Consider the following 20243-nt stretch of genomic DNA (forward strand, 5'->3'; position numbering starts at 1 on the left):
GGCTTTCCTTCCTAATCGATCAGGATGTGGCTGCGGACTTCGTCGAGACTGGTCAGGCCTGCGCGGACCTTGAGCAGGCCGTCATCCTGGAGGGTGAGCATGCCGTTCTCCCGCGCGGCGTCAGCGAGGACCCGGTTGGGGACGTCTTCGGTGATGAGGTCCCGGATGTGGCGCGGGAAGGTCATCAGCTCATGGATGGGGAGGCGGCCTTTGTACCCGGTGCCTCCGCATTCCGCGCAGCCGCCGGGCCCGTACCAGATGGAGGCGCCGGTTTCCGGATCCACGGCGCGCAGATCCTCGTCGGTGAGCTTGAAGTCCAGGATCATGTCGCGGCTGGGCGGGGTGACCACTTTGCATTTGCAGAGCCGCCGCGGCAGCCGCTGGGCGCAGACGGCACGCATTGTGTCGGCCAGCACGGAGGGACGCAGACCCATCTCCCGCAGACGCAGCACAGCACCGGGGGCGTCGTTGGTGTGCAGAGTGGAAAGGACCATGTGCCCGGTATTGGCGGCCGTCACTGCGGTGTGGGCGATGGCGTCTTTGTTGATTTCACCCACGAACAGCACCGAAGCAGCGGACCGGAGCACGGTCTCCATGCCGCCGTCCCAGGTCAGACCTTGGCCTTCGTTGATGGGGACCTGCGTCATGCCCGACGGGAGCTTCATTTCGACGGGGTTTTCCAGAGAGACGATTTTCCGTCCTTGGCCCATGAGCGCGTCCAGGGAGGCGTAGTGCAGCGAGGTCTTGCCCGAGCCCATTGGGCCCACGGCCAGGCAGATGCCGTTGGGCTGATTGATGGAGCGCCGCCATCGGGCGCCTGTGTCGTCGGAGAACCCGATCCGGTCCAGCGTCCAGGCCTCCGAGGCGCCCATGCGCAGCGTGATCGATTCGCCCCACACCGCAGGCAGGACCGCAACGCGGATGTCATAGGACTTGCCGTTGTATTCGTGGCTGATCGCCCCGTCCTGGTTGACGAGTTCGCTGGAACTGAGCCGGGCCCGGGTTTTGATCAGACCGGCAAGCCGGGGCGCGAGCTCTTTGGGCTGGTCGGGCTCGTTGCGGAGCTTTCCGTCGACGCTGTAGCGGACGGTCAGGTGAGTGGACGCCGGCTCCAGATGGATGTCGGAGGCGCCGGCTTCGAGGGCACCCTCGATGATGGCGTCCAGTGTGTTGACGATGTTGCCTTCGTCCCCGGCGACGACGAGCAGTGGCCGGGTAGATTTGGCGGCCTCGGTGCTGACGTCCTTGGCGGCGAGCTTGCCGATCTGCTGCGCCTCGATGGACGTCGAGTAGAACCGCCCCACAGCACGGGTGAGTTCGTTGGTGGAGGAGTACACGGCAGTGATGTTCTTGCCGGTCTTGGACTGCAGCTGCTTGGTGACATTGACATCGAACGGGTTGACGCAGGCCACGGTCAGGTCGTCGCCATCCAACGCGACCGGGACAACGTTGAGCCGGCGGGCCAGCTGGAACTCGATCAGGCCAATGATGTCCTCAGGGATCATGGTGTCGTCCCCGAGCGGCATGTACGTCCAGCCCTTCAGGAACGCGAAGGCCTCGCAGGTCTGCCGGTGACTGATCCTGCCCTGGGCCTTGAGGAAGGCCAGCACATTCTGGCCTTGTGCGACAGCCTGTTTTTCGGCGGCGGCAAACTCCTCGGCAGTCAGGATCTCCTGCTGCAAAAAGTGCATTTCAAGCCTGCTGGTGGCAAGGGTGCTCATGATCGGGTGGCGTTCCTGACTGGTTGAGGTGTCACTGCAAAACATGCGTAGACCGGGGCGCAATGGCCGTCCTGACTGTGTCTACGCATGTTCCCGGGTGAAGAGTCCTGAACGATTTCGACAAGGAAGCAGGAGATCTGCGTTGACCGAAAAAGTCATTGGCATCGACTTCGGGTCCACCGGCCTGAAATTCGCCGAAGTGAGCATCGAGAAGGGTGCCGTCACGGTGGTCAAGCAGGCGTACATGCCGCTGGATCCCGGCGTCATCAGCGCCGGCGGCGTCAAGCCCGAGAACGTGGAGCTGGTCGCCTCCGAGCTGAAGGAGTTCCTGGCAGCCAACAAGTTCACGTCCAAGGATGCCGTCATGGGCATCAACTCGGCGGCGGACGTCTACGTGAACAGGGCCGTCACCCCGTGGCACGAGCCCAAGAACTATCAGACCGCTGTCGGTTTCGACATCATCGCCGACGAGTCGCTGCTCACCGGAGCTCCCGCCGAGGTCATCATCGACGCTGTCGTCTTTGACGAGTTCACAGACGCGAACGAGGCCCGCAAAATCGACGCCCTCCTCATCGGCGTTGGCCAGAAGCTGGTCGAAACGCAGCTTGAGATCCTGCAAAAAGCCGGACTCAACGCAGCCGGCGCCGACCTGGCCGGGATGGCGTCACTGCGGGCAAGTTGGGTGGCCAGCCGCGCTCCTGGCATGCTCGATGTTCTCGTCGACATCGGCCACGACGTAACGTCGGTGATGATCCATGAAGGCGGCAAGCCGTATGCGCTGACCCTGCACCGCGGAGCTGCCGGTGGCGACCTGGACAAGCTCATCGCTGCCGCATTGCAGGACGACGCGCACGACCGGATCGTGAAGGAGAAGGTCTCCTTCAACCGCGACTACCGGGTCCAGCAGGCCATGGACCAGTATGCGTTCAAGCTCACCTCCACCATTCAGGGTGCGGTCGACACCTACCAGCGAAGCCGTCCGGAGCTGGCCATCCCACCGGCCGGGCTGACCCTGATCGGCGGGGGCTCGCTGGTGCACAACCTGCCTGCGACCCTGCAGGAAGCAACCGGATGGCGGACCATGACCGGGCGCTATGCGATCGACATTGCCGGCGAACCGGAACGGCACCACCTCGGTCCGATCCTCAGCACTGACTACATGGCCGCTGTCGGCCTGGCGATGGGAGCAACAGCCTGATGGCCACAATCACCACCGAACCGAAGCCGGGCAAAGCACGGAAGCCAAAGCCGGAACCCCGGCCCAAGGCCCCGCGCGAACCGAAACCACCCAAGACTCCGAAGGCTGCGGTCGTCAAGACGCCGCCGGCGCCGGTATGGTCCTCCGCCGTCAAACCGTCCCTGGTCCTGCTGCCGGTCAAGGCAAGGGGGCTGAAGGCGCGCCGGAAAGCGGTCCGCCAGTCTTTGTTCATGGGCCTTGGAATGTTGGGTCTCACCGCCGCCGGCTACCTTGTCGTCCTCGCCGGGGTCGCCGGGGCGCAGAACGAGGTGAACAAGGAATCTGCGATCACGACAGCGGCCAGCGACTACCTCGCCCAGCACCGTGACGTCCAGGACTACGCGAACGGCTTCGTTGAACGGAAGGCAGCTGCTTCGGACGTACTCCGGGATGACGTGTCCTACTCCAAGGTCGTTCAGGCCATCCAGCGGGCCAACACCGTTGGAGCCGTCTTCACTTCAGTCAAGACTGTCGCACCGGGAACTCAGTGCATGTCGTCCAGCCCGTTTGCCACGTCCTCGTCCCTGGGCTGCCTGGATGTAGCCGGTAAAGCGCCAAGCGTCGCGGCGGTGTCCCAGCTGGTGGCTGCCCTGAACCAGGACAAGACGATGCTCACGGAGCCGTACCTGACCGAGTCGACGTCCGAGGGCGCCGGTGTTGAGTTCAAGCTCACCGTCGGCCACACCGGGCAGGCGCTGTCCGGGAAGGGCGACAAGTTCAAGCCGTCGCCGGAGGAGATGTCCTCCCTCGATTCGGCAACCGACACAACGACACCGGCCGTGGCCGTGCAGGGAGAATCCAAGTGAACGGCGCCACCTCCAAAAACATCGGTCCTTACATCGTGGCGGGAGTCGTATCGGCTTTCCTGATCGTGATCGCCTACATGATGTTCTTCGTCCCCAAGATGGCGGAGTCCACGAAGCTGGTCTCCCAGGCCGCTACCGCGCACGCCAACAATGTTGCCCTGACCGCGAAGGTGGACAAGCTCAAGGGGGTCGCCGAGAACCTTGACCCGCTCAAGGCGCAGATCAGTGAGTTCTCCAAGTCGTTTCCCTCGGCCGCCCGGCAGCAGGAGATGATCGATGCGATCAACGACGCCGCAGGTTCCACCGGTGTCACTCTGAAGACGCTGAGCCCGAGCGTTCCGGCGCCGAAGGCCGCTGAAACCAAGGCAGCCCCTGCCACCCCGGCCACGCCGGCGGCCAACCAGGCGAAGCAGGCGGAAACGGATCTGCCCGGCCCCGCGCCGGTGCCGACGGCGACCGAGGCCGTGGTGGATTCCGCGACCGCCCAGCTGGGCAGCGTGTCGCTGAAGATTGACGGGGAAGGCTCCCTCGAAGCGGTCCAGGCGTTCATCGTCAAGGTTGAAAACCTGAAGCGGCCGCTGCTGGTGCACGAGCTGCAGATCGAAAAGCTCGAAAACAGCTACCACGTCACCCTCAACGGGGAAACGTTCCTGGCGGCCCCGCTGGTCGAACCGCAGGCCGCTGGCTCGAGTGACGGATCCCAGCCGGAAACCTCCTCCGTGGCCAAATAAACGAAGCCGGGTCCCGAATAATGTTCGGGCCCGGCTTCAAAACTGGTTACACGTCAACTTGCGTTCCGTCAAATCTCTCACGTAGCTTGTCGATTAAGAGTTATTCGCTATTGACGATGAAGGATTTGACCATGAACAGCATCACCAAGGGTTTCGGGGTACTGACACTGACCGCTGCCATCGCGTTCGGCGCATCGGCCTGCTCCACGAACACCCCGGCCGCGGCACCGAGCCCGAGCGTTGATTCGACCCAGCTCACCGGCGCAAAGGCAGCCGAGGCCATCAAGGGCTTCGTCGCCGCCGGCACCTCCGATGAGGTCGCCAAGGCTGTTGCCGACAAGGCCACCGCGGAGACGTTTGCCCCTGCCGTGAAGTTCCTGGACAAGGACACCCCTACCGAGACGGTGCAGAACACTGTGTCCGATTTCGTGCTGGTGAAGATGGCCGACCCGAAGGCTGCCGTCTCCGTGGACGTTGATGAGTCGAAGGTTGTCGTTGACGGTCAGAAGGCTACGGTTCCGGTGGATGCTGTGACGGTCAAGGCCGGCGGCGCCAAGGTTGCCAACAGCGATGCTTTGGCTGACTCGGTGAACGATCTGGTGTTCCGTGACGGCGCCTGGGTAATCACGTTCCCGGCTTCCGCTTCGGCCTCTCCGAGCCCTGCTCCGAGCGAGTCTGCCAAGTAGTCCACAGCGTCTCCTTTTCCGGTCTCCGTCACACTTCTAATGTGTGCGGCATCGGCTTTTCCACTACCCGATCCGGGGTGTATCTGCTGATTTTCCATGCCGTTTCTCACCTCCATAATGTGTGCGGAATCCGCCGTCTCTTTCACCGCTGACACCGGTCCTGAGGCGGCGGTTTTCGTGGTGGTTTCGTGCTCTTTATGTGTGCGGCAGGCCCGCCCGGCCTCCACGCCCGTCGGCCCAAAATCAACGCATGTTCCCTGATATGAAGAGGACTTCTCCCATGATCGTTTCCGTCCGACGTGCCCTGCGCAAAGCCGGCCGTGCAGCGCGCCGAAACGCCCCGGCAGCCGTTGCCGTCTGTGTCCTGGCAGCCCTTCTGGGCGGCACCCTGGCCGGCGCCCTCGCTCCGTAGGTGCGGCTGCCCCCGGTGCCCGGCAGGCCTCTGCCCGCGGCGTCTACGCATGTTTGCAGGTAGATGACCGCCCGTGGCCCGAGGCCGCGGGGAACGACCACCTCAGGAGCCACCTTGACGACCACCGCGGTAGCACCAGCCAAGAAGAACCAGACGTTCGCGTTCCGGGCCGAGGGCGCCGACGGCAAGCCAAAGTCCGGCACCGCCGTCGCCACCACGCGCGAAGCGGCAATCGCCAAGCTCGCGGCGAACCCCGACTACACGTCCATTCTTTCGGTCCGACAGACTGGAACAGCAGTGGTCGGGAAGAAATCACGGCCCAAGGCGCGCGCCATGGTCGCCGCCAGCCGGCAGCTGGCGATGTACCTCGAGGTCGGTTACGACGAACGGGCCGCCATCACCGAAATCCTCGATGACGGGGAGATCGGCGACGTCGTTCTGGCCCACGGCTTGACCCAGGTGCTCAAGGACATGAGCTCCGAGGGCGTCAAGATGCATGAGGCGATGGCCAAGCACCCATACATTTTCCCGGAACTGATGACCAAGACCTTAGCTGCCGGCGACAAGGGTGGCTTCGTGGCCCAAGCTGCCAACCAGGTCGCCAATGACCTGGAGAGCGAAGACGAACAGCGCGCCAAGGTCAAAAAAGCACTGACCTATCCGATGGTCGTCCTGGCCCTCAGCTCGGCGATCTTCGTGTTCCTGATGATGTACGTCGTGCCCAAGTTTGGCGCCATGTACAAGGACCTGAGCCACGGCAAGGCTTCACTGCCGTTTCTGACCCAGGCGGTCATGGCTGTCTCTGCCCAAATGGCATGGGCGGTTCCGCTGCTGGCGGTCCTGGGCGTCATCGGCACCATCTGGTACCGACGCAACTCCAAGGACGCCAAGGTGCGCGGGTTCGTGGATCCGTTCAAGCTCAAGCTGCCTGTCTTCGGCAAGCTGTTCCGGGACATTGCACTGACCAAGTTCTGCCGCATCATGGCATCCCTGGCCGAGAACAACGTCCACATCACCGATGCCCTGGCCATCACCGCCGGCTCGGTCGGCAACATCGTCATGGAGCAGGCCGTGCTGAAGGCACGCGACGGCAAGCTCAAGGGCCAGTCCATCATGGAGCCACTTCGCCAGGAGCCGCTGTTCCCGAAGATGCTGCTCAAGTTCCTGGCCTTGGGCGAGGACACCGGCGAGACCGCCAAGTCCCTGCGGGCCGTCGGCAAGCTGTACGAACGCGACGTCGACCACACGACCAACAACATGGAAGCCTACGTCCAACCGATCTTCCTTATCGGGATCGCCGGCATGGTGCTGATCATCGCCCTTGCCATCTACCTCCCGTACTTCAGCCTCGGAGACGTCATCGCTCCCTACTAGAAGGCAGGGCCCGAACGGCGCGGACCTCCGGTGACCCGTCGCGCGGTATCTACGCATGTTTCCTGGTGACGGGTATTTCAGCCCGAGAAGACATCCGGGCGCCCGTGACGAAGCCCGGTTTCGAGAAAGGCACTACTTTGGGGAATTTCGCCCGACTCCTGGACCCTCATGAGGCACGCACCCGGAACACACCGGCAGACCGCACCAGCGGACGGAAGCGCCGCGACGCGGGCTTCTCCCTGATCGAAATCATGGCCGGCATGGCCATCATCGCCATCCTGGCGCTGGCGATTCTGCCGCAGTTCGCCAAGTACTTCGAACGCGCGGCGGTGCAGAACCTCTCCGCCGAAGTTTCAAACGCAGCCCTCACGGTCGAATCCGATTACTCCCTGACCGGCAAAGCCAAGTACGTTGCGGCCAACGTGACTGCCTCGGTCGCTTCCGTCAACAAGAGCCCGGAGTCTGCCCTCACTGGCACCGTCGATGCCACCGGCTTCGGCTACACCATCAAGGGCACCAACACCGCGGTGACGAACTACTGCGTCAAGTACGTGAGCCAGGGCGCGACCGCCGGTTTGAAAGTCGACTCAAAAGCGGCCAACCCTACCTGCTCCTAGCGGGTCCGGGCAGCTCCTGCGGGGACGCCTCAAATATCTACGCATGTTCCTGTGTGTAGGCACTATGCAGACACCCCTCGCCACCCGGGCAAGCCCTCCGGCCCCCGACTTGAGAAAGGCTCCACCTTGAGCAACATCGCACTCGTCCTGGATCCGCAGGAGGCCCGCGCCCGGATCGCCAGCAAGGAACCGCCCAAGCGCAAGCGCCGTGATGCCGGTTTCTCGCTGATCGAAATAATGGCCGGCATGGCCATCATCGCCATCCTGGCACTGGCGATCCTTCCGCAGTTCTCCAAGTACTTCGAACGCGCGGCGGTGCAGAACCTCTCCGCAGAGGTTTCCAACGCTGCCCTGACCGTTGACTCAGACTACTCCCTGACCGGCAAGGCAAAGTACGTTGCCGCGAACGTGACCGCCTCGGTCGCTTCCGCCAACAAGAGCCCGGAGACGACCCTCACCGGCGCTGTCGATGCCACCGGCTTTGGCTACACCATCTCCGGGACCAACACCGCGGTAACCAACTACTGCGTGAAGTACACCAGCCAGGGTGCAGCTGCCGGCCTGCAGGTAACCCCGAAGGGTGCGACGGCCTGCCCGTAGCGGCACCTAAACGGAAGCGGCCGGGGCCTTCCTTGGCTTCGGACGCTTCCGGCAGGCGAAGTCCTGCCTCACCCCAACACAGCTCCAGTTCCAGCGGAAAGGTCCCCATGTCGGCGTACGAACCCTCCACGGACAGCGCATTGCCCGAGGCCGTCGCCGGCATGGGGTCAGCCCTGCTGAAGACACTTCCCTCACGCCGGTGGGTGCACGACCGTGCAGCCACCACATGGGGCGACATTGAGGCTTTCGAATCCACCGACGCAAACCTTCCCGCTCCCCGTCCCGTTGACTTCGCGGAGATGACAGTTTGAGCGCCCACGCCCCGGCACGGCGCCTCCTGGAACGGTTCCTGAAGCAGGACAAGGGCTCCATCATCCTTGAAGGCGTCGTCAGCCTCGGAATCATTTCCGTGCTCACCCTCGGCTACACCAGCGTCACCAGCCAGGCCACGGTCACCCAGCGCACCGCTGTGAACGAGACAATCGCTGTGCAGGCAGCCCAGGACGCGTTGGAAAAGGCCAAGGCCACCACCTGGGACAAGCTCGGCACCAACGCCGCCCCCGCCGTGACACTTCCCTCCGGCGTCCCTGCCGTCACCGGCGGAGTCCTGGCCTCCACCGCTGACCCCGTCGTGGTCCGCGGACTGCCCGTCACCGTCAAGACCGCCGTCGGCTGGCAAAAGAAGCCCACCGGCGTTTCCGATTACGGGACCAAACTGGTCATGGTCGAAGTTTCCTGGCAGGACGTGGCAGGGGACCCCTCCACAACCCATAAGAAGCCGCAGCAGATCCTTATCACCCCCGGCATCGGCGAGTCCGTCCCGGACGGCATCCGCGGCTCAGTCGAGGTCGCCCCCACAGCGCCGCCAACACCGACTCCCACGCCGACACCCACCCCTACACCGACGCCCACACCGGTGCCTGTGCCGACGTCCTTCTACGCCGACGTGCCCCTCACAGACCCCTTCTACGACGAGATGTACTGGATGCACACGGCGGGAATCCACAGCGGCTGGGTCGAGGTCAACGGGGACTATACCTACCGGCCGACGAACACCACCGGGCGGGACGCCATGTCCGCCTACGTGTACCGGCTGATCGGGTCCCCGGCCTGGTCCGACCCGTCTAAATCGCCGTTCACTGACGTGGCTACGTCGAACACCTACTTCACCGAGATCACCTACCTTGACGCCAAGGGCATCCTGCCCTGGGACGGCGCTACGCTCAGCCCCGGCACGCAGGTCACCCGCAAGGACCTTGCCATCATGCTCTACCGGCTGGCTGGCCGCCCGGCCTACACGGCGCCTGCGACGTCACCGTTCTCCGATGTCGCCACCACGGACTCGGACTATCTCGAACTGGCGTGGGCAGCATCCAACAACGTCATCCGGAGCTACCCGGGTGGCCAATTCCAGCCCGGCACAGCGCTGAGCCGGGGCTCGATGGCTGTCTACTTCAGTGACTACTCGAAGAAGTTCGGCCAGAAGCCTCCGGCGGCTGTGACCGACATCGACAAGAAGTACGACGCGGTCAACGGCCCGAAAATCCTGGGGACCCCGACCACTGCAGAGGTCAGCGGCCTGATCAACGGCGGAAAGTACCGCTGCTACGCACTGGGCTGCATCCTTTGGTCTCCGAACACAGGAGCCACTCTGTCCATGACGGGGCCAATCCGGGACGAATGGGCCTCTCTGGGTTACGAAACCGGGTTCCTGGGTTACCCGACCAACGATGGTGTAGCTGGTCTAACCAACGGCGGTGCCTCACAGGACTTCGAAAACGGTGCCATTCTTTGGTCCGCCGCGACAGGTGCACATGCCTCCAACGGCTCGATTCGCGCCAGCTGGCTGGCCTATGGAGCCGAGAAGGGCTGGCTGGGCTACCCGACCACGGACGAAATCCCCATCAAAAACGGCGGCAGGAAGCAGAACTACCAAGGCGGCTACATCTACTGGGTGTACAACCTCGGTTCCCACATTGTGATGGGTGCCATCGGCCAGGCATGGATAGCCCAAGGCGCCGAGAACGGCAGATACGGCTACCCAATTTCCAGCGAGTACGTCTGGAACGGGATGCAACGACAGGACTTTGAGAGCGGGTACATCACATGGACCTCCAGCGGCGGGGCGGTGCTGCACTGATGCGCGGCTGGATATTTGACCGTTTCGAAGACGCACGCCGGCGGGGCGTCCGCGATAAGGGATTCATCCTGGTCTCCACCATCATGCTGTTCGTGCTGGTGGCCGGCACCGTGTACTGGCTGATCTCCGCCACCGACCGGACGATCAAGAGCTCCGTGCAGACCTCCGACTTCGTCCAGTCCGGACAGCTGGCAGACCTGGCCATCCAGGATGCCCTGTACCAGCTCAACGAGGTCCAGCCGGCCCTCCTGCCCACCTCGGCCGCACCGCGGACCGGGGGTACCTCCAACGACGGCAGCTGGTCCTGGTACGCGGAACCAGTGACTATGGGATCGGGTGGCAAGTCCGCGGTTCTGCACGCCACCGGCACATTCCGTGGCGCGACCCGCAAGGTCCAGGCCACTGCCCAGGGCGCCAGGGTCGGCGGCTTCAAGGTGGAGGCGGACAAGTCCATCACGTACCAGGTGGCACCGTCCACAGCGTTCACCCACACCCTGATGGGCAAATCCGTCACGGCGACGAACGGCATCGGGTCAGCCAATCCGTTCATCACCGGCTCGATCGGGCTGCTGGGCAGCACCCTGGACGTCAAGGCGGCGACGGGAACGACCTCGAAGGTAGCGGCGAGCTTCTACCAGTACGGACCCGCAGCAACGTCCCTCTCCGTCCCGGGAGCCGTCCGGGCCCCGGCCGGACTGGCCCTTGACCCCAACTTCATCACGGACAACATGGCCACCTGCGGCGGCGCCACGCCGGAAGACTGGAAGGCATCCCATAACGGCGGGGTACTGACCGCCGGCGGCAACGTCGGCTGCTACGCATCCATGGACTTCGATGTGCCGACCGTCATCCAGGGCAACGGATCGTTCAACGCCTACGTCTCCGGCGGTGTCACGATCCGGCAGAACATCAGCGCCACTACCGGCACCGGCCTGAACATCTATACCAACGGCAACGTCACCTTCCCGACCGAGGAGGCCTCCAGCAGCTCCCTCGTGGTCCGCAACGTCTACGCCTACGCGCCCAAGGGCCTGTGCACCACAACCACCGCGGCACCGGGCGGCTTCAGGTCGCTGACCAAGAGCCTGAACTTCTCCGGCTCCCTGGCATGCATGACCGTCCGGGTCGCCGGGCAATTCCGCCAGGGCGACAACACCGACGCCAGCTATCCGGACCGCAAAGGCCCGATCGGACCGACCGGGGACAGCATCTTCGACAACACCGTCTGGTACCTCGCCAACTACCAGCAGCCCGCCGGAACCCGGTCGCCCTAGACGGACGGCATGACTCGTGCGACGGAAAACAATTTGGCCGCACACAGGAAAGGTATGGCCTTGAAAACTCTGATTGACCGGTACAAGAAGCGCCGCCGTGATGCGGGAGCCGGGCTCGTCGACGCCGTCGTCGGCGTCGGGCTTGCCGCCATCATCGTTGGCGGACCGATCCTGTACTTCACCACCATGAACAACGCCGCGGCCGGCAACGCCTCCACCCAGGAGCAGAACACGGCCATCTCCGAGGCACTGGACCGCGCCGTGGCGAACATCCAGGCATCGGACACCATCAAGTACGCCGCACCGAACGAGCTCGTGACCGCTTCCACCGAGGTGGAGGCGGGCAAAGCCGACAACCCCGTCATCACCCGCTGGGTCGTCAACAGCGGCAAGCTGTACCAGCAGGTCTGGTCAGGCGACGCCGGAGTGGCAGCCTACGACCGCAGCAGCCTGCCCACGGCCGCAGCCGGCACAGCCAACCTGGACACCCGCGTATCCGTGGAGAACCTGCAGCTGGATGGCGACCTGTTCACCTACACCGACAGGGACGGGGCCATTCTCGACGTCAAGGCCCCCAAGGCGGCCCTGACCGAGAACGCCCGCACCAACCCCGCTGACGGCAAGAAGACGTACGACATCGCGCTCGTCAACATCGACCTCAAGGCCGGCACTACCTCCAACGGGGGCAAGACCGGTGTCGTGGAGAACAAGACCTCCGCCGCGCCGCGCAGCGTCTCCGGCAAGGCCGACACCGCAGCCCCCTCGGCTGCCTGCGCCGCCGTGCGGGTGGACACCAACGCCGCCGGAAAGCCGGTCATCACCTGGTCCACACTGCCCGGCTACACGTCCTACGCCGTGTTCCGCAACGCCACCCAGGTAGGCACAGTGACTGCTGCTGCCTCGGACGCGCAGAAGTCCTTCACCGACGCAACCGTCACCCCGGGCCCGGTCGAGGTCATCAACTACCGGGTCCAGCCCCGCAACGCCGACGGCACCCTGGGCGCCAACGCCTGCACCCCGAAGCCCTGGTCTCCTCAGATCGCCGCACCAGCCTTCAAGAACTCCACCGTCCTGCCCTCCGCCGATGAGGCACACGAATGGACCGACGGAACCGACGGCGCTCTTGGGCTCAAGAAGCCGCGGATCACCCTCAAGTGGGATGCCGTTCCAGGCGCTTCCAGCTACGACCTGAAATACCGCGAGCTTGATCCGGTCTCCGGCAACCCGCTCACGACCGCGTTCAACTCGGCTGCCGCCGGTCTGCCCGCTGCAACCACGACCTTCACCTGGGACGAAGGCGGCTGGGGAGCTAGGTATGAATGGTTCATCAAAGCCAACGCCGGAGCAGGCCAGGGGCAGTCGGCCGACTCCGCCCACATCACGACGCTCACGCACCCTGCGGCACCGCAGAACGTAAACGTCACCCCGCAGTACGGCACGGGTTCTGACCGGTTGACCAAGGGCATCAACGTCATCACCTGGAGCGCATCACCGACGGCTATCGAGTATGACATCTGGCGGTACAACAGTGGCAGCGCCGGGGCAGTCACCAAGCTTGGGACAGTTCCGGCGTCCTCGCCGCTGACGTACAGGGACATCGTCCCTTACGGCACGACCTGGACCTACTACGTGGCTGCCGTCAATGACGGTCCGCGCGGTACCGCCAGCGGCAAAGCCTCCAGCGCCAACCCCGAGGCAGGAGTAACCGCGGCGACAGGCACGATGCCCACGGTTACGTACCAGGAGCCTGCCACTGGGGTGGTTACGTCCACCGCGGTCTACCGCGGAGGCGCGCTGGCGGCCGTTCGTGCCGCCATCAGCCAGCCGAACGTCAAGCCTGCCCCTCGGCCGGTGACTCAGCTGCAGTTCCCTCCGATCCCTTCAATCAGCACAGTCTCCGCTGCCGCTGGACAGACCAGGGACCTCGACGGCGCGAACCAGGTTGTCTGGGCACCGACCCTCTCCGCTACCGGTTACCTGCCGGCCCGCGTCACACCCATGACCAGCGCAGTCACCTGCCTTGCCGGCGACTGCCAGGCAGGCACCGGCGGTTTGACGAAGACATCACTGACGGATCCCGCGGCCAAGGGCACCCAGTTCGACTACTACGTCAAGGCGGTCAACCCGACAGGCGTAAGCGTCGATTTCTCGGCAAAGGTCAGGCTCACCCAGCGACCGGCCACCCCGGTCCTGAAAACCACCAAGGCACCGGACCTGAGCACCTCGGGTGCGACATTCGCTTCAACCGCTGACGCAGACGGCGGCAACGATCGCGCGAACAAGTTCTGCACCTCCGCGACCTGCAAGTACGTGCTGTCCCGGAACGGCACTCCAGTCTCAACCTTGGACCAGCCAGCAGCCGGCAGCGGATCACCGCTGACCTGGACAACCTCATCCAACCCCGAGGGCGAAACAGTGACTTTCTCTGCCCGGGCCAAGAATGAGGCCGTCACCAATGGCGGGTACAGCGACGTGGCCACCACCACGGTCAACACCTACCCAGGTGACTTCGGCGTAAACCAGTGGCTGGGGGACTCCACCGGCAAGGGCCGGGAGCGCTTCATGGCAAACCTGACCAGCACAGACGTCGCCGGCTCAAGCTCATCCGTTGGCACGCCGGGTCAGACGACCGTCGGTTGGGGCGCTTCGGCCGGAGCAGTGTCCATCACGACCACCCGCAGGGCGGTCGCCAACGACACGGTGACGTCCGATCCTTCGCTGGGATTGCCCATGGCCGCCGACGATGACCCCAAAGTGTTTTCCGGCGGCGGTTCAGGCACGCAGTCCGGCAAGGCTGCCCCGGGGGCGACCTACAACTACACCGTGGTCGCCAAGGGAAAGAACGGGCTGACCCGAAGCCGCACAACCGCCAACCTGATCACACCGGCTGATCTGCCTCACCACGCCATCGTCCAGATCACTTGCTCCTACAACACCCCGAGCAACCAGCAAACGGCGCGGTGGGACTGGCCGGACCACTACGTTGGTGCTCGCATGATCGACCTGAACCACGCGCCCCTCTATGGCGCCTGGGCCGGAACTTCCATCTGGGGGCTGCAGCTGGATAAGGGGGCAGCCAACTTCGCGAACACCAGCGGCACGTGGCTGACACCGAGTGACGGCAACCCGAACGTCAACGCCGGGGCCGGCCACCCCTACTACTACGGTGTGACCTCCGGATTCGACATCCAGAACGCCGGGGCCAACGGCGGCCCGCCTTCGGCCCGGTTGAGGCTCACGCTGAGCGCCTACGCGACCTTCGACAGTGGCTGCGGGCCATACCACGGCACCTGGGACCAGCTGACCGAACCCACGTACCCGTGCTACGGCTACGTGCCCGGCCAGGCGTGCCAGGCCGTCAACAACAACAACCGACCACAGTGGAGAACCAAGTGAAGCCCCTCCGTAAAGACAGCCGCCGCAAGCCGGTCCACTACAGGACCGCTGCGGCCGCCGCCGCGGTCCTGGGCCTGTCGGCCTTGACCGCAGCCCTCCTCCTCTCTGGGGGAGGTCCCGGTCAAGGCGCCCAGGTGGCAACCGCCATCCCGGCGCTGGCCCCCGCAGACGCGGACACCCTCGTCCTTGCTCCGTACTCGGAGTCGTGGTGGGCCAAGGTGGGCGCCATGGCCCCTGCAGACACAAGACTGGCCGAACTGAACGCTTCCTCCTTCAGTGGTGACATCAAGGCCATCGGATACTCCCGCAGCCAGGACCACGAAAAGCACGACATCCCGATGACCGGACCGTCGCGCTTGTTCTATATCGAAGCTTCCAGTACCGACGCTGCGCAGAAGATTGCCGAATGGCTCAAGAGTGCCAACGGGTTCGAGGGGAGGCGTGTCTTCGTGGAGGGAAGCACGGTGGTCATCGGACAGTCCTGGCTCACGTCGTTCAAGGCACCTGAGCAGACAATGGCCGGCGCGGGAGGCTACGCCGGAGTTCTCACAACGACAGAGGGGTCAATGTACCGCAACCCGGACAACGAAGTCCGGTCGCTGACTGGACCCGATGACACCGCTTCCGCAAGGGCACTCACTGCGGTCATGCGCAATGGGTTCGGCTTCACCGAAGGAACGACTTGGGTTGGAACAAGTCCCGACGGCACTTCTTGGAGCGGAGATTTCCGGTCAGGAGGGGTCGACCCGGAGCAAATCAACTTCACCGAGGCCCGAGGCGCCTTGGACGCTACAGCAGTGAAGATCGGGGAGGTCACGAACAACAACGTAAAGTACACGGGCTTCTCCAGTGGGATGGACGGCATTCTCAGCAGTGCCGCCTTCCGGGCACCGGGGAAGGGAACGATGGGTTCAGGACAGGGGGCTGGAAGCCCTGCCGTCATCAAGGACGAGGCTGTGTCGGCAGTGTCAAACGTAACGGCCTGGGGTGCGGCCGCGACGGGCATCTATTCAGGGAAGGAAAATGTCGCCACACAAGCGGTGTCGGCCAGCACCCGTTCCATGCAGATGACTTTCACGTATGGTGCAATCGAACAAGCATCCAAGTGAGAGACGAGTTGTTGACGCTTTGCTACCCGGCGTGTAATTTCTGAGAAATGGAGAATAACTTGAAGCGCACAATGACCGGCCTGCTCGCGGCCTCGGCACTGGGAGCCTCCCTGCTGTTCGGCGCCGCGCCCGTTCAGGCGGCAGGGTGCCCGGCGGGAATGCACTGGGTAAACCTCGGTGGCGCCATGGGCGGAACCTGCGCCCCGAACTCCAGCGGTGGAATCGGTAACGGCTCGGGCAGCGGGAATGTCGGCGGCCCAGGGGGAGGCGGGGCCGGCACGGCACCTTCCGCACCCGGCTACCAGCCACCGGCGCCCCCGGTTTACCAGGCTCCCGCACCTCCCGTTTACCAGGCGCCCGCTCCGGCCACTGCACCTGCCCCCAAACCTGCACCGGGCTACCAGGCGCCCGTTCCCGCTCCAGCTCCAGCGCCGGTTTACCGTGCTCCGTTGGTCGGTGGCGGTGGCTCTGCCCCCTCTTACACCGCTCCGTCCTACACTGCTCCTTCGGGGGGAGGCGGGGGAACCTACGTGAACCCCAGCACCGGGGCCGCAGTACAGCAGAATGCCCAGGGTGGATGGGTTGATGCCGCAACGGGCGCCGAGGTTGACCCCGCGGTCGCAGCTGAAGCACAGGCTGCCTCCGAAGCTCCTGCTGCGGAAGCCGCTGCGGCCGAGGCGAAGGCTGCTGAAGCTAAGGCAGCAGAGGAGAAGAAGGCTGCTGAGATCAAGGCGGCTGCCGCGACCGCTGCCATCAAGGCTAACGTCAAGGACGCCGTGGCGAAGGCCTGGGAGAGCCGCTAAACGCCCGATTAAAAAGCCCCGCTGCGCAGTCGAGCAGCGGGGCTTTTTGCTGCCGCTTGTGGTTTTGTTCGCTTGGTGTAAAGAAGATAGACTGTTACGGTAAATGCTTTTCCCGACGCACACCCTGGGAGTCCCATGACCACCGCCACCACAGCGAGCCCGCTGGAGTCCTACCAGCACGGCCGCGACAATTTCCTCTCCGTTGTGCTGGGCGCCATGGGAGAGCTCGAAACCTCTGTCCTGGAATTCCAGCACAAGCATGAAGGCCAGGCCCGCTCAGCGGGTGCTGACCTCGCCGAGGCCCTCCGCGAGAAGGCGCGGCTTGAAAGGGGTCGTTTGCGGGAGAGGGCGAAATCCTACGCTAAGGCTTTGGCCAACGATATTCTCCGGTAAGATTGATGTTTTCCCAGGGGATAGGAGAAGTCGCTTGATATCTAGTATGACGTCTGTCGCACCTGCTTGATCGCGGCCGCGATAGCTAGATCGCGTTGCTCCTCTTCTCCATCCGCGTTCCAAGCTGCGGAAAGGCACCCATAAGCGTACGCCTGGTCGAGCAGGCGACGCGGATCGACGTCCAGCGCACGAGAGAATGCGTCCGCCATCTGTGCAATGCGTCTAGGATCGAGACAAAGGTCGTCTCTGTCAGCCGGATCGTAGAACATATTGGCGGCGCCAAAGCCCACTTCACCGACCAGACCGACGGGATCTATCACCAGCCAGCCGCGACTGGAGAACATGATGTTTTCATGATGCAGATCGCCATGTAGCCCACGCAGTTCCGAGGCATTGCTCATCATTTGATCGGCTATAATCGCCGCGTGGACGTAGTCAGTTTGACAACCTGCGTTTTGATCATCGCGCGCCCGCTGAAACAAAGCTGCAAAGCGATCCCGGATCGGGAGAAGGGCAGAAGGCAGGGGTTCCTCAGATGCGGCATACAGCTTCGCCATTAGTTCCGCTGCAATTTCGGTCGCCTGGTAGTCGCCGTGCTCGGCAACGATGTGAGAGAGCATTCGCTCCCCGGCATATTCGAGCAACATCAGATTGTTCTCACGACCGAGCAACCGGACTGCTCCCCTCCCATTGCGCCATACCAGATAGTCGGCCCCGCGCAGTTCATCAGCAATGTCTTCTATAGGTTTCAATCCCTTGACGATTGCAGGAGTCCCGTCTGGCAATGAAACTTTCCAAACGAGGCTGGAAAAGGTGTCCGCAATGAGAACAGGTTGCGAAACGTGCCAATGAGCAGGAAAAACAGGCGGCATGAACATCAACCCCAAGTCAGAGGGTCCAATCGCAGATAGAAGGCAAGGCGTTCGCGGTCGGGGGCTTCGATCCCCAATACATTGAATAGGACAGCGAAGGCGCGCTCTGCTTCATCTGGCGCTGCCCAGTTCTCTTCGGCGTTAGCAATCATGAGTGCCAAATCGGCATAGCGATCTGCTGTTCCGAGCCGCCCAAGGTCGATCAGACCCGTGCATTGAAGAGTTTTAGGGTCCACCATGAAGTTCGGCATGCAGGGATCACCATGGCAAACAACCATATCGGTGCGCTCTTGGTCGAGCCGCACCGGTAGCTCTCGTTCGACACGAGCCAAAAGATCGAGCTGCGGCGTACTCTTGTCCTCGTCCGGTAAGAAGTCGGGATTGACGGCATTGCGGGACACCACATCAACGGCGCGTCCGAACATTCGCGACAGCCTGCGCTCAAACGGACATTGATCAACCGATAGGCTGTGAACAGCGCCAAGTTGCTGCCCCATTGACGGCCACGCTTTGAGCAAATCCGCTCCAGACAGATCAGCCGCCGGTACTCCCGGAATTGCCGTTATCACCAAGCATGCACCCTCCTGTTCCTCCTGCCAGTTGATCACCTCGGGGCAAGCCACACCTCGACCTTTGAGCCAAATGAGGCGGTCACGCTCTCCAGCGAGCTCACCGCGGCGGGAAGCAGGTGCGATTTTCGCGAAGGCATGCCCGTCACCACGTCGAAAAACAAAATCACCAGATTCTCCGCCTCTGACAGGCAACCAGTCAGAATGCGATTCACCAAAAAAAATATTAGTTCGATTCAATGGAGGTTCCTTCAGTTTTCTGATGAAGCGCGGAGGTGGCTCAACCTGCGAAAAGAAACGAGTTGCTATGGACTTGCACCGGTTGTGTTCCGGTCTATCTCTCATTTTAAGCGGCTTTTTTCTCAAATGCCACCGGCGATTTCCAGCCGAGTGTTGAATGTCTTCGGCGTGGATTATAAAAGCCATTTATATATTCGAAGATTGCAATCTCAATATCTCGCCTTGTTTGCCAGTGTCTGCGCCAAATCAACTCAGCCTTTAATGATTTAAAGAAGCTTTCTACTGCGGAGTTATCAAAACAATTGCCTTTCCCGCTCATGGACGGCAGCAATTGATGTTTGAGCAGTAGCTTTTGATATTCATGAGCGCAATATTGGCTCCCACGGTCTGTGTGTTGAATACAACCCGGTGGTGGTTTGCGTAAAGCCAACGCCATATTCAGTGCCCTTAATGCAAGATCCTGCTTTAATCGATCACCTGTTGCCCAGCCAATCACGCGACGGGAATACAGGTCAAGGATAACAGCAAGATAGACCCATCCTTCTCTGGTCCAAACATAAGTGATATCGCCTGCCCATTTCTGGTTGGGTGCGCTTGCGCTAAAGTCTTGTTTTAATAGGTTCGGTGCAATGTTGAAGGTATGATGACTATCCGTTGTCCGTTTGAATTTACGCGTTCGAACAACTGTAATGTTATTCTGGCGCATCAAACGTCCAACCCGACGCTGCCCAACCTGCAGGCCCAGCGCTTTCAACTCTTCTGTCATACGCGGCCTACCATAGCTCCCCAAACACAACCGATGCTGCTCACGTATATGCGCTAGAAGTATAAGATCACGACGCTGGCGCAGTGATGGAGGACGGCGTTTCCATGCACGTAAACCACGATCTGTTACGCCCATCAAACGACATATGCGTGAACGTGAGAGAGAGCCACGGTAATCCGTAATAAACTGAAATCTCACAGCTTTTGTACTGCGAAAAATATTGCTGCCTTTTTTAATATCTCCCTCTCCTCCCGAAGGATACGGTTCTCTTTGCGTAAACGTTCATTCTCACGCAGAAGATCAGTGTCTTGGGTAGGAATTTTAGTTTCATCGGAAATTGATGCGATCCATTTCCCAAGCGTGGAAAGCCCAATACTTAAATCTGACGCAACTTGACGGCGTGTTAAGCCACTAGTGAGTGCTATGCGAACTGCATCACGCTTAAATTCATCACTATGCTTTAATGACATATATGGTCTCCTTGATAACAAATAATG

Annotated in this window: 19 protein-coding genes; 15 read left to right on the forward strand and 4 right to left on the reverse strand. The window is 62.4% G+C overall.

What is annotated here, in order from left to right; translation table 11 throughout:
- Positions 1-11: 11 nt before the first annotated feature.
- Positions 12-1721 (reverse strand): GspE/PulE family protein, encoded by a 1710-nt coding sequence (locus HMI59_RS22700; protein ID WP_193593874.1) that lies wholly within the window; start codon positions 1719-1721, stop codon positions 12-14.
- A gap of 142 nt (positions 1722-1863) precedes the next feature.
- On the opposite strand from HMI59_RS22700, the gene pilM reads away from it, so the two are divergent.
- From pilM to HMI59_RS22770, 15 genes are all read left to right on the forward strand, one after another.
- Positions 1864-2919 carry a pilus assembly protein PilM gene (gene pilM, locus HMI59_RS22705; RefSeq protein ID WP_193593875.1) on the forward strand — a complete coding sequence of 352 codons (1056 nt, stop codon included), beginning with the start codon at positions 1864-1866 and terminating at the stop codon, positions 2917-2919.
- Positions 2919-3764, forward strand: a complete 846-nt coding sequence (locus tag HMI59_RS22710; protein ID WP_193593876.1) for a hypothetical protein — start codon at positions 2919-2921, stop codon at positions 3762-3764. Before pilM ends, HMI59_RS22710 begins: the two co-directional genes overlap by 1 nt.
- Entirely contained in the window at positions 3761-4495 is a 735-nt protein-coding gene (locus tag HMI59_RS22715; protein ID WP_193593877.1) for a hypothetical protein, read from the forward strand. The genes HMI59_RS22710 and HMI59_RS22715 overlap by 4 nt, the downstream gene beginning before the upstream one ends.
- Positions 4496-4626: 131 nt before the next feature.
- A complete protein-coding gene (locus HMI59_RS22720) occupies positions 4627-5181 on the forward strand; it encodes a hypothetical protein (protein ID WP_193593878.1) in 555 nt (184 codons plus the stop codon).
- A 280-nt stretch (positions 5182-5461) separates the two neighbouring features.
- Positions 5462-5593, forward strand: a complete 132-nt coding sequence (locus HMI59_RS26005; protein WP_255527685.1) for a hypothetical protein — start codon at positions 5462-5464, stop codon at positions 5591-5593.
- 114 nt (positions 5594-5707) lie between these two features.
- Entirely contained in the window at positions 5708-6967 is a 1260-nt protein-coding gene (locus tag HMI59_RS22725) for a type II secretion system F family protein (protein WP_193593879.1), read from the forward strand.
- A 137-nt stretch (positions 6968-7104) separates the two neighbouring features.
- A complete protein-coding gene (locus HMI59_RS22730) occupies positions 7105-7584 on the forward strand; it encodes a prepilin-type N-terminal cleavage/methylation domain-containing protein (protein WP_193593880.1) in 480 nt (159 codons plus the stop codon).
- Positions 7585-7710: 126 nt separating this feature from the next.
- Positions 7711-8184 (forward strand): prepilin-type N-terminal cleavage/methylation domain-containing protein, encoded by a 474-nt coding sequence (locus HMI59_RS22735; RefSeq protein WP_193593881.1) that lies wholly within the window; start codon positions 7711-7713, stop codon positions 8182-8184.
- A 107-nt stretch (positions 8185-8291) separates the two neighbouring features.
- A complete protein-coding gene (locus HMI59_RS22740; protein ID WP_193593882.1) occupies positions 8292-8495 on the forward strand; it encodes a hypothetical protein in 204 nt (67 codons plus the stop codon).
- Positions 8492-10324: an S-layer homology domain-containing protein gene (locus HMI59_RS22745; RefSeq protein ID WP_193593883.1), complete on the forward strand. Its 1833-nt coding sequence runs from the start codon at positions 8492-8494 to the stop codon at positions 10322-10324. Before HMI59_RS22740 ends, HMI59_RS22745 begins: the two co-directional genes overlap by 4 nt.
- Positions 10291-11598 (forward strand): hypothetical protein, encoded by a 1308-nt coding sequence (locus HMI59_RS22750; RefSeq protein ID WP_227471662.1) that lies wholly within the window; start codon positions 10291-10293, stop codon positions 11596-11598. The genes HMI59_RS22745 and HMI59_RS22750 overlap by 34 nt, the downstream gene beginning before the upstream one ends.
- Before the next feature lie 54 nt (positions 11599-11652).
- The gene (locus tag HMI59_RS22755; protein WP_193593884.1) at positions 11653-14994 is read left to right on the forward strand and encodes a fibronectin type III; all 3342 of its coding nucleotides are present in this window, start codon (positions 11653-11655) and stop codon (positions 14992-14994) included.
- Entirely contained in the window at positions 14991-16103 is a 1113-nt protein-coding gene (locus tag HMI59_RS22760) for a hypothetical protein (RefSeq protein ID WP_193593885.1), read from the forward strand. Before HMI59_RS22755 ends, HMI59_RS22760 begins: the two co-directional genes overlap by 4 nt.
- A 59-nt stretch (positions 16104-16162) precedes the next feature.
- Positions 16163-16906: a hypothetical protein gene (locus HMI59_RS22765; protein WP_227471663.1), complete on the forward strand. Its 744-nt coding sequence runs from the start codon at positions 16163-16165 to the stop codon at positions 16904-16906.
- Positions 16907-17041: 135 nt separating this feature from the next.
- The gene (locus HMI59_RS22770) at positions 17042-17299 is read left to right on the forward strand and encodes a hypothetical protein (protein WP_193593887.1); all 258 of its coding nucleotides are present in this window, start codon (positions 17042-17044) and stop codon (positions 17297-17299) included.
- 41 nt (positions 17300-17340) lie between these two features.
- Here HMI59_RS22770 and HMI59_RS22775 read toward each other — a convergent pair whose 3' ends face one another.
- The 3 genes from HMI59_RS22775 to HMI59_RS22785 form a co-directional block, all read right to left on the reverse strand.
- Positions 17341-18177, reverse strand: a complete 837-nt coding sequence (locus HMI59_RS22775) for an aminoglycoside O-phosphotransferase APH(6)-Id (RefSeq protein WP_000480968.1) — start codon at positions 18175-18177, stop codon at positions 17341-17343.
- Positions 18177-18980: an aminoglycoside O-phosphotransferase APH(3'')-Ib gene (gene aph(3'')-Ib / locus HMI59_RS22780; protein WP_001082319.1), complete on the reverse strand. Its 804-nt coding sequence runs from the start codon at positions 18978-18980 to the stop codon at positions 18177-18179. The genes HMI59_RS22775 and aph(3'')-Ib overlap by 1 nt, the downstream gene beginning before the upstream one ends.
- 106 nt (positions 18981-19086) lie before the next feature.
- Positions 19087-20216 (reverse strand): IS3-like element IS1133 family transposase gene (locus HMI59_RS22785; RefSeq protein ID WP_085959879.1). Its coding sequence is split into 2 segments (ribosomal slippage): positions 19087-19970 and positions 19970-20216, totalling 1131 coding nucleotides; the frame shifts between segments, so codons are not numbered across the junction.
- Between the last annotated feature and the right edge of the window lie 27 nt (positions 20217-20243).

Origin of the sequence: Paenarthrobacter sp. YJN-5, from assembly GCF_015040095.1 — a bacterium.
GTDB lineage: Bacteria > Actinomycetota > Actinomycetes > Actinomycetales > Micrococcaceae > Arthrobacter > Arthrobacter ureafaciens.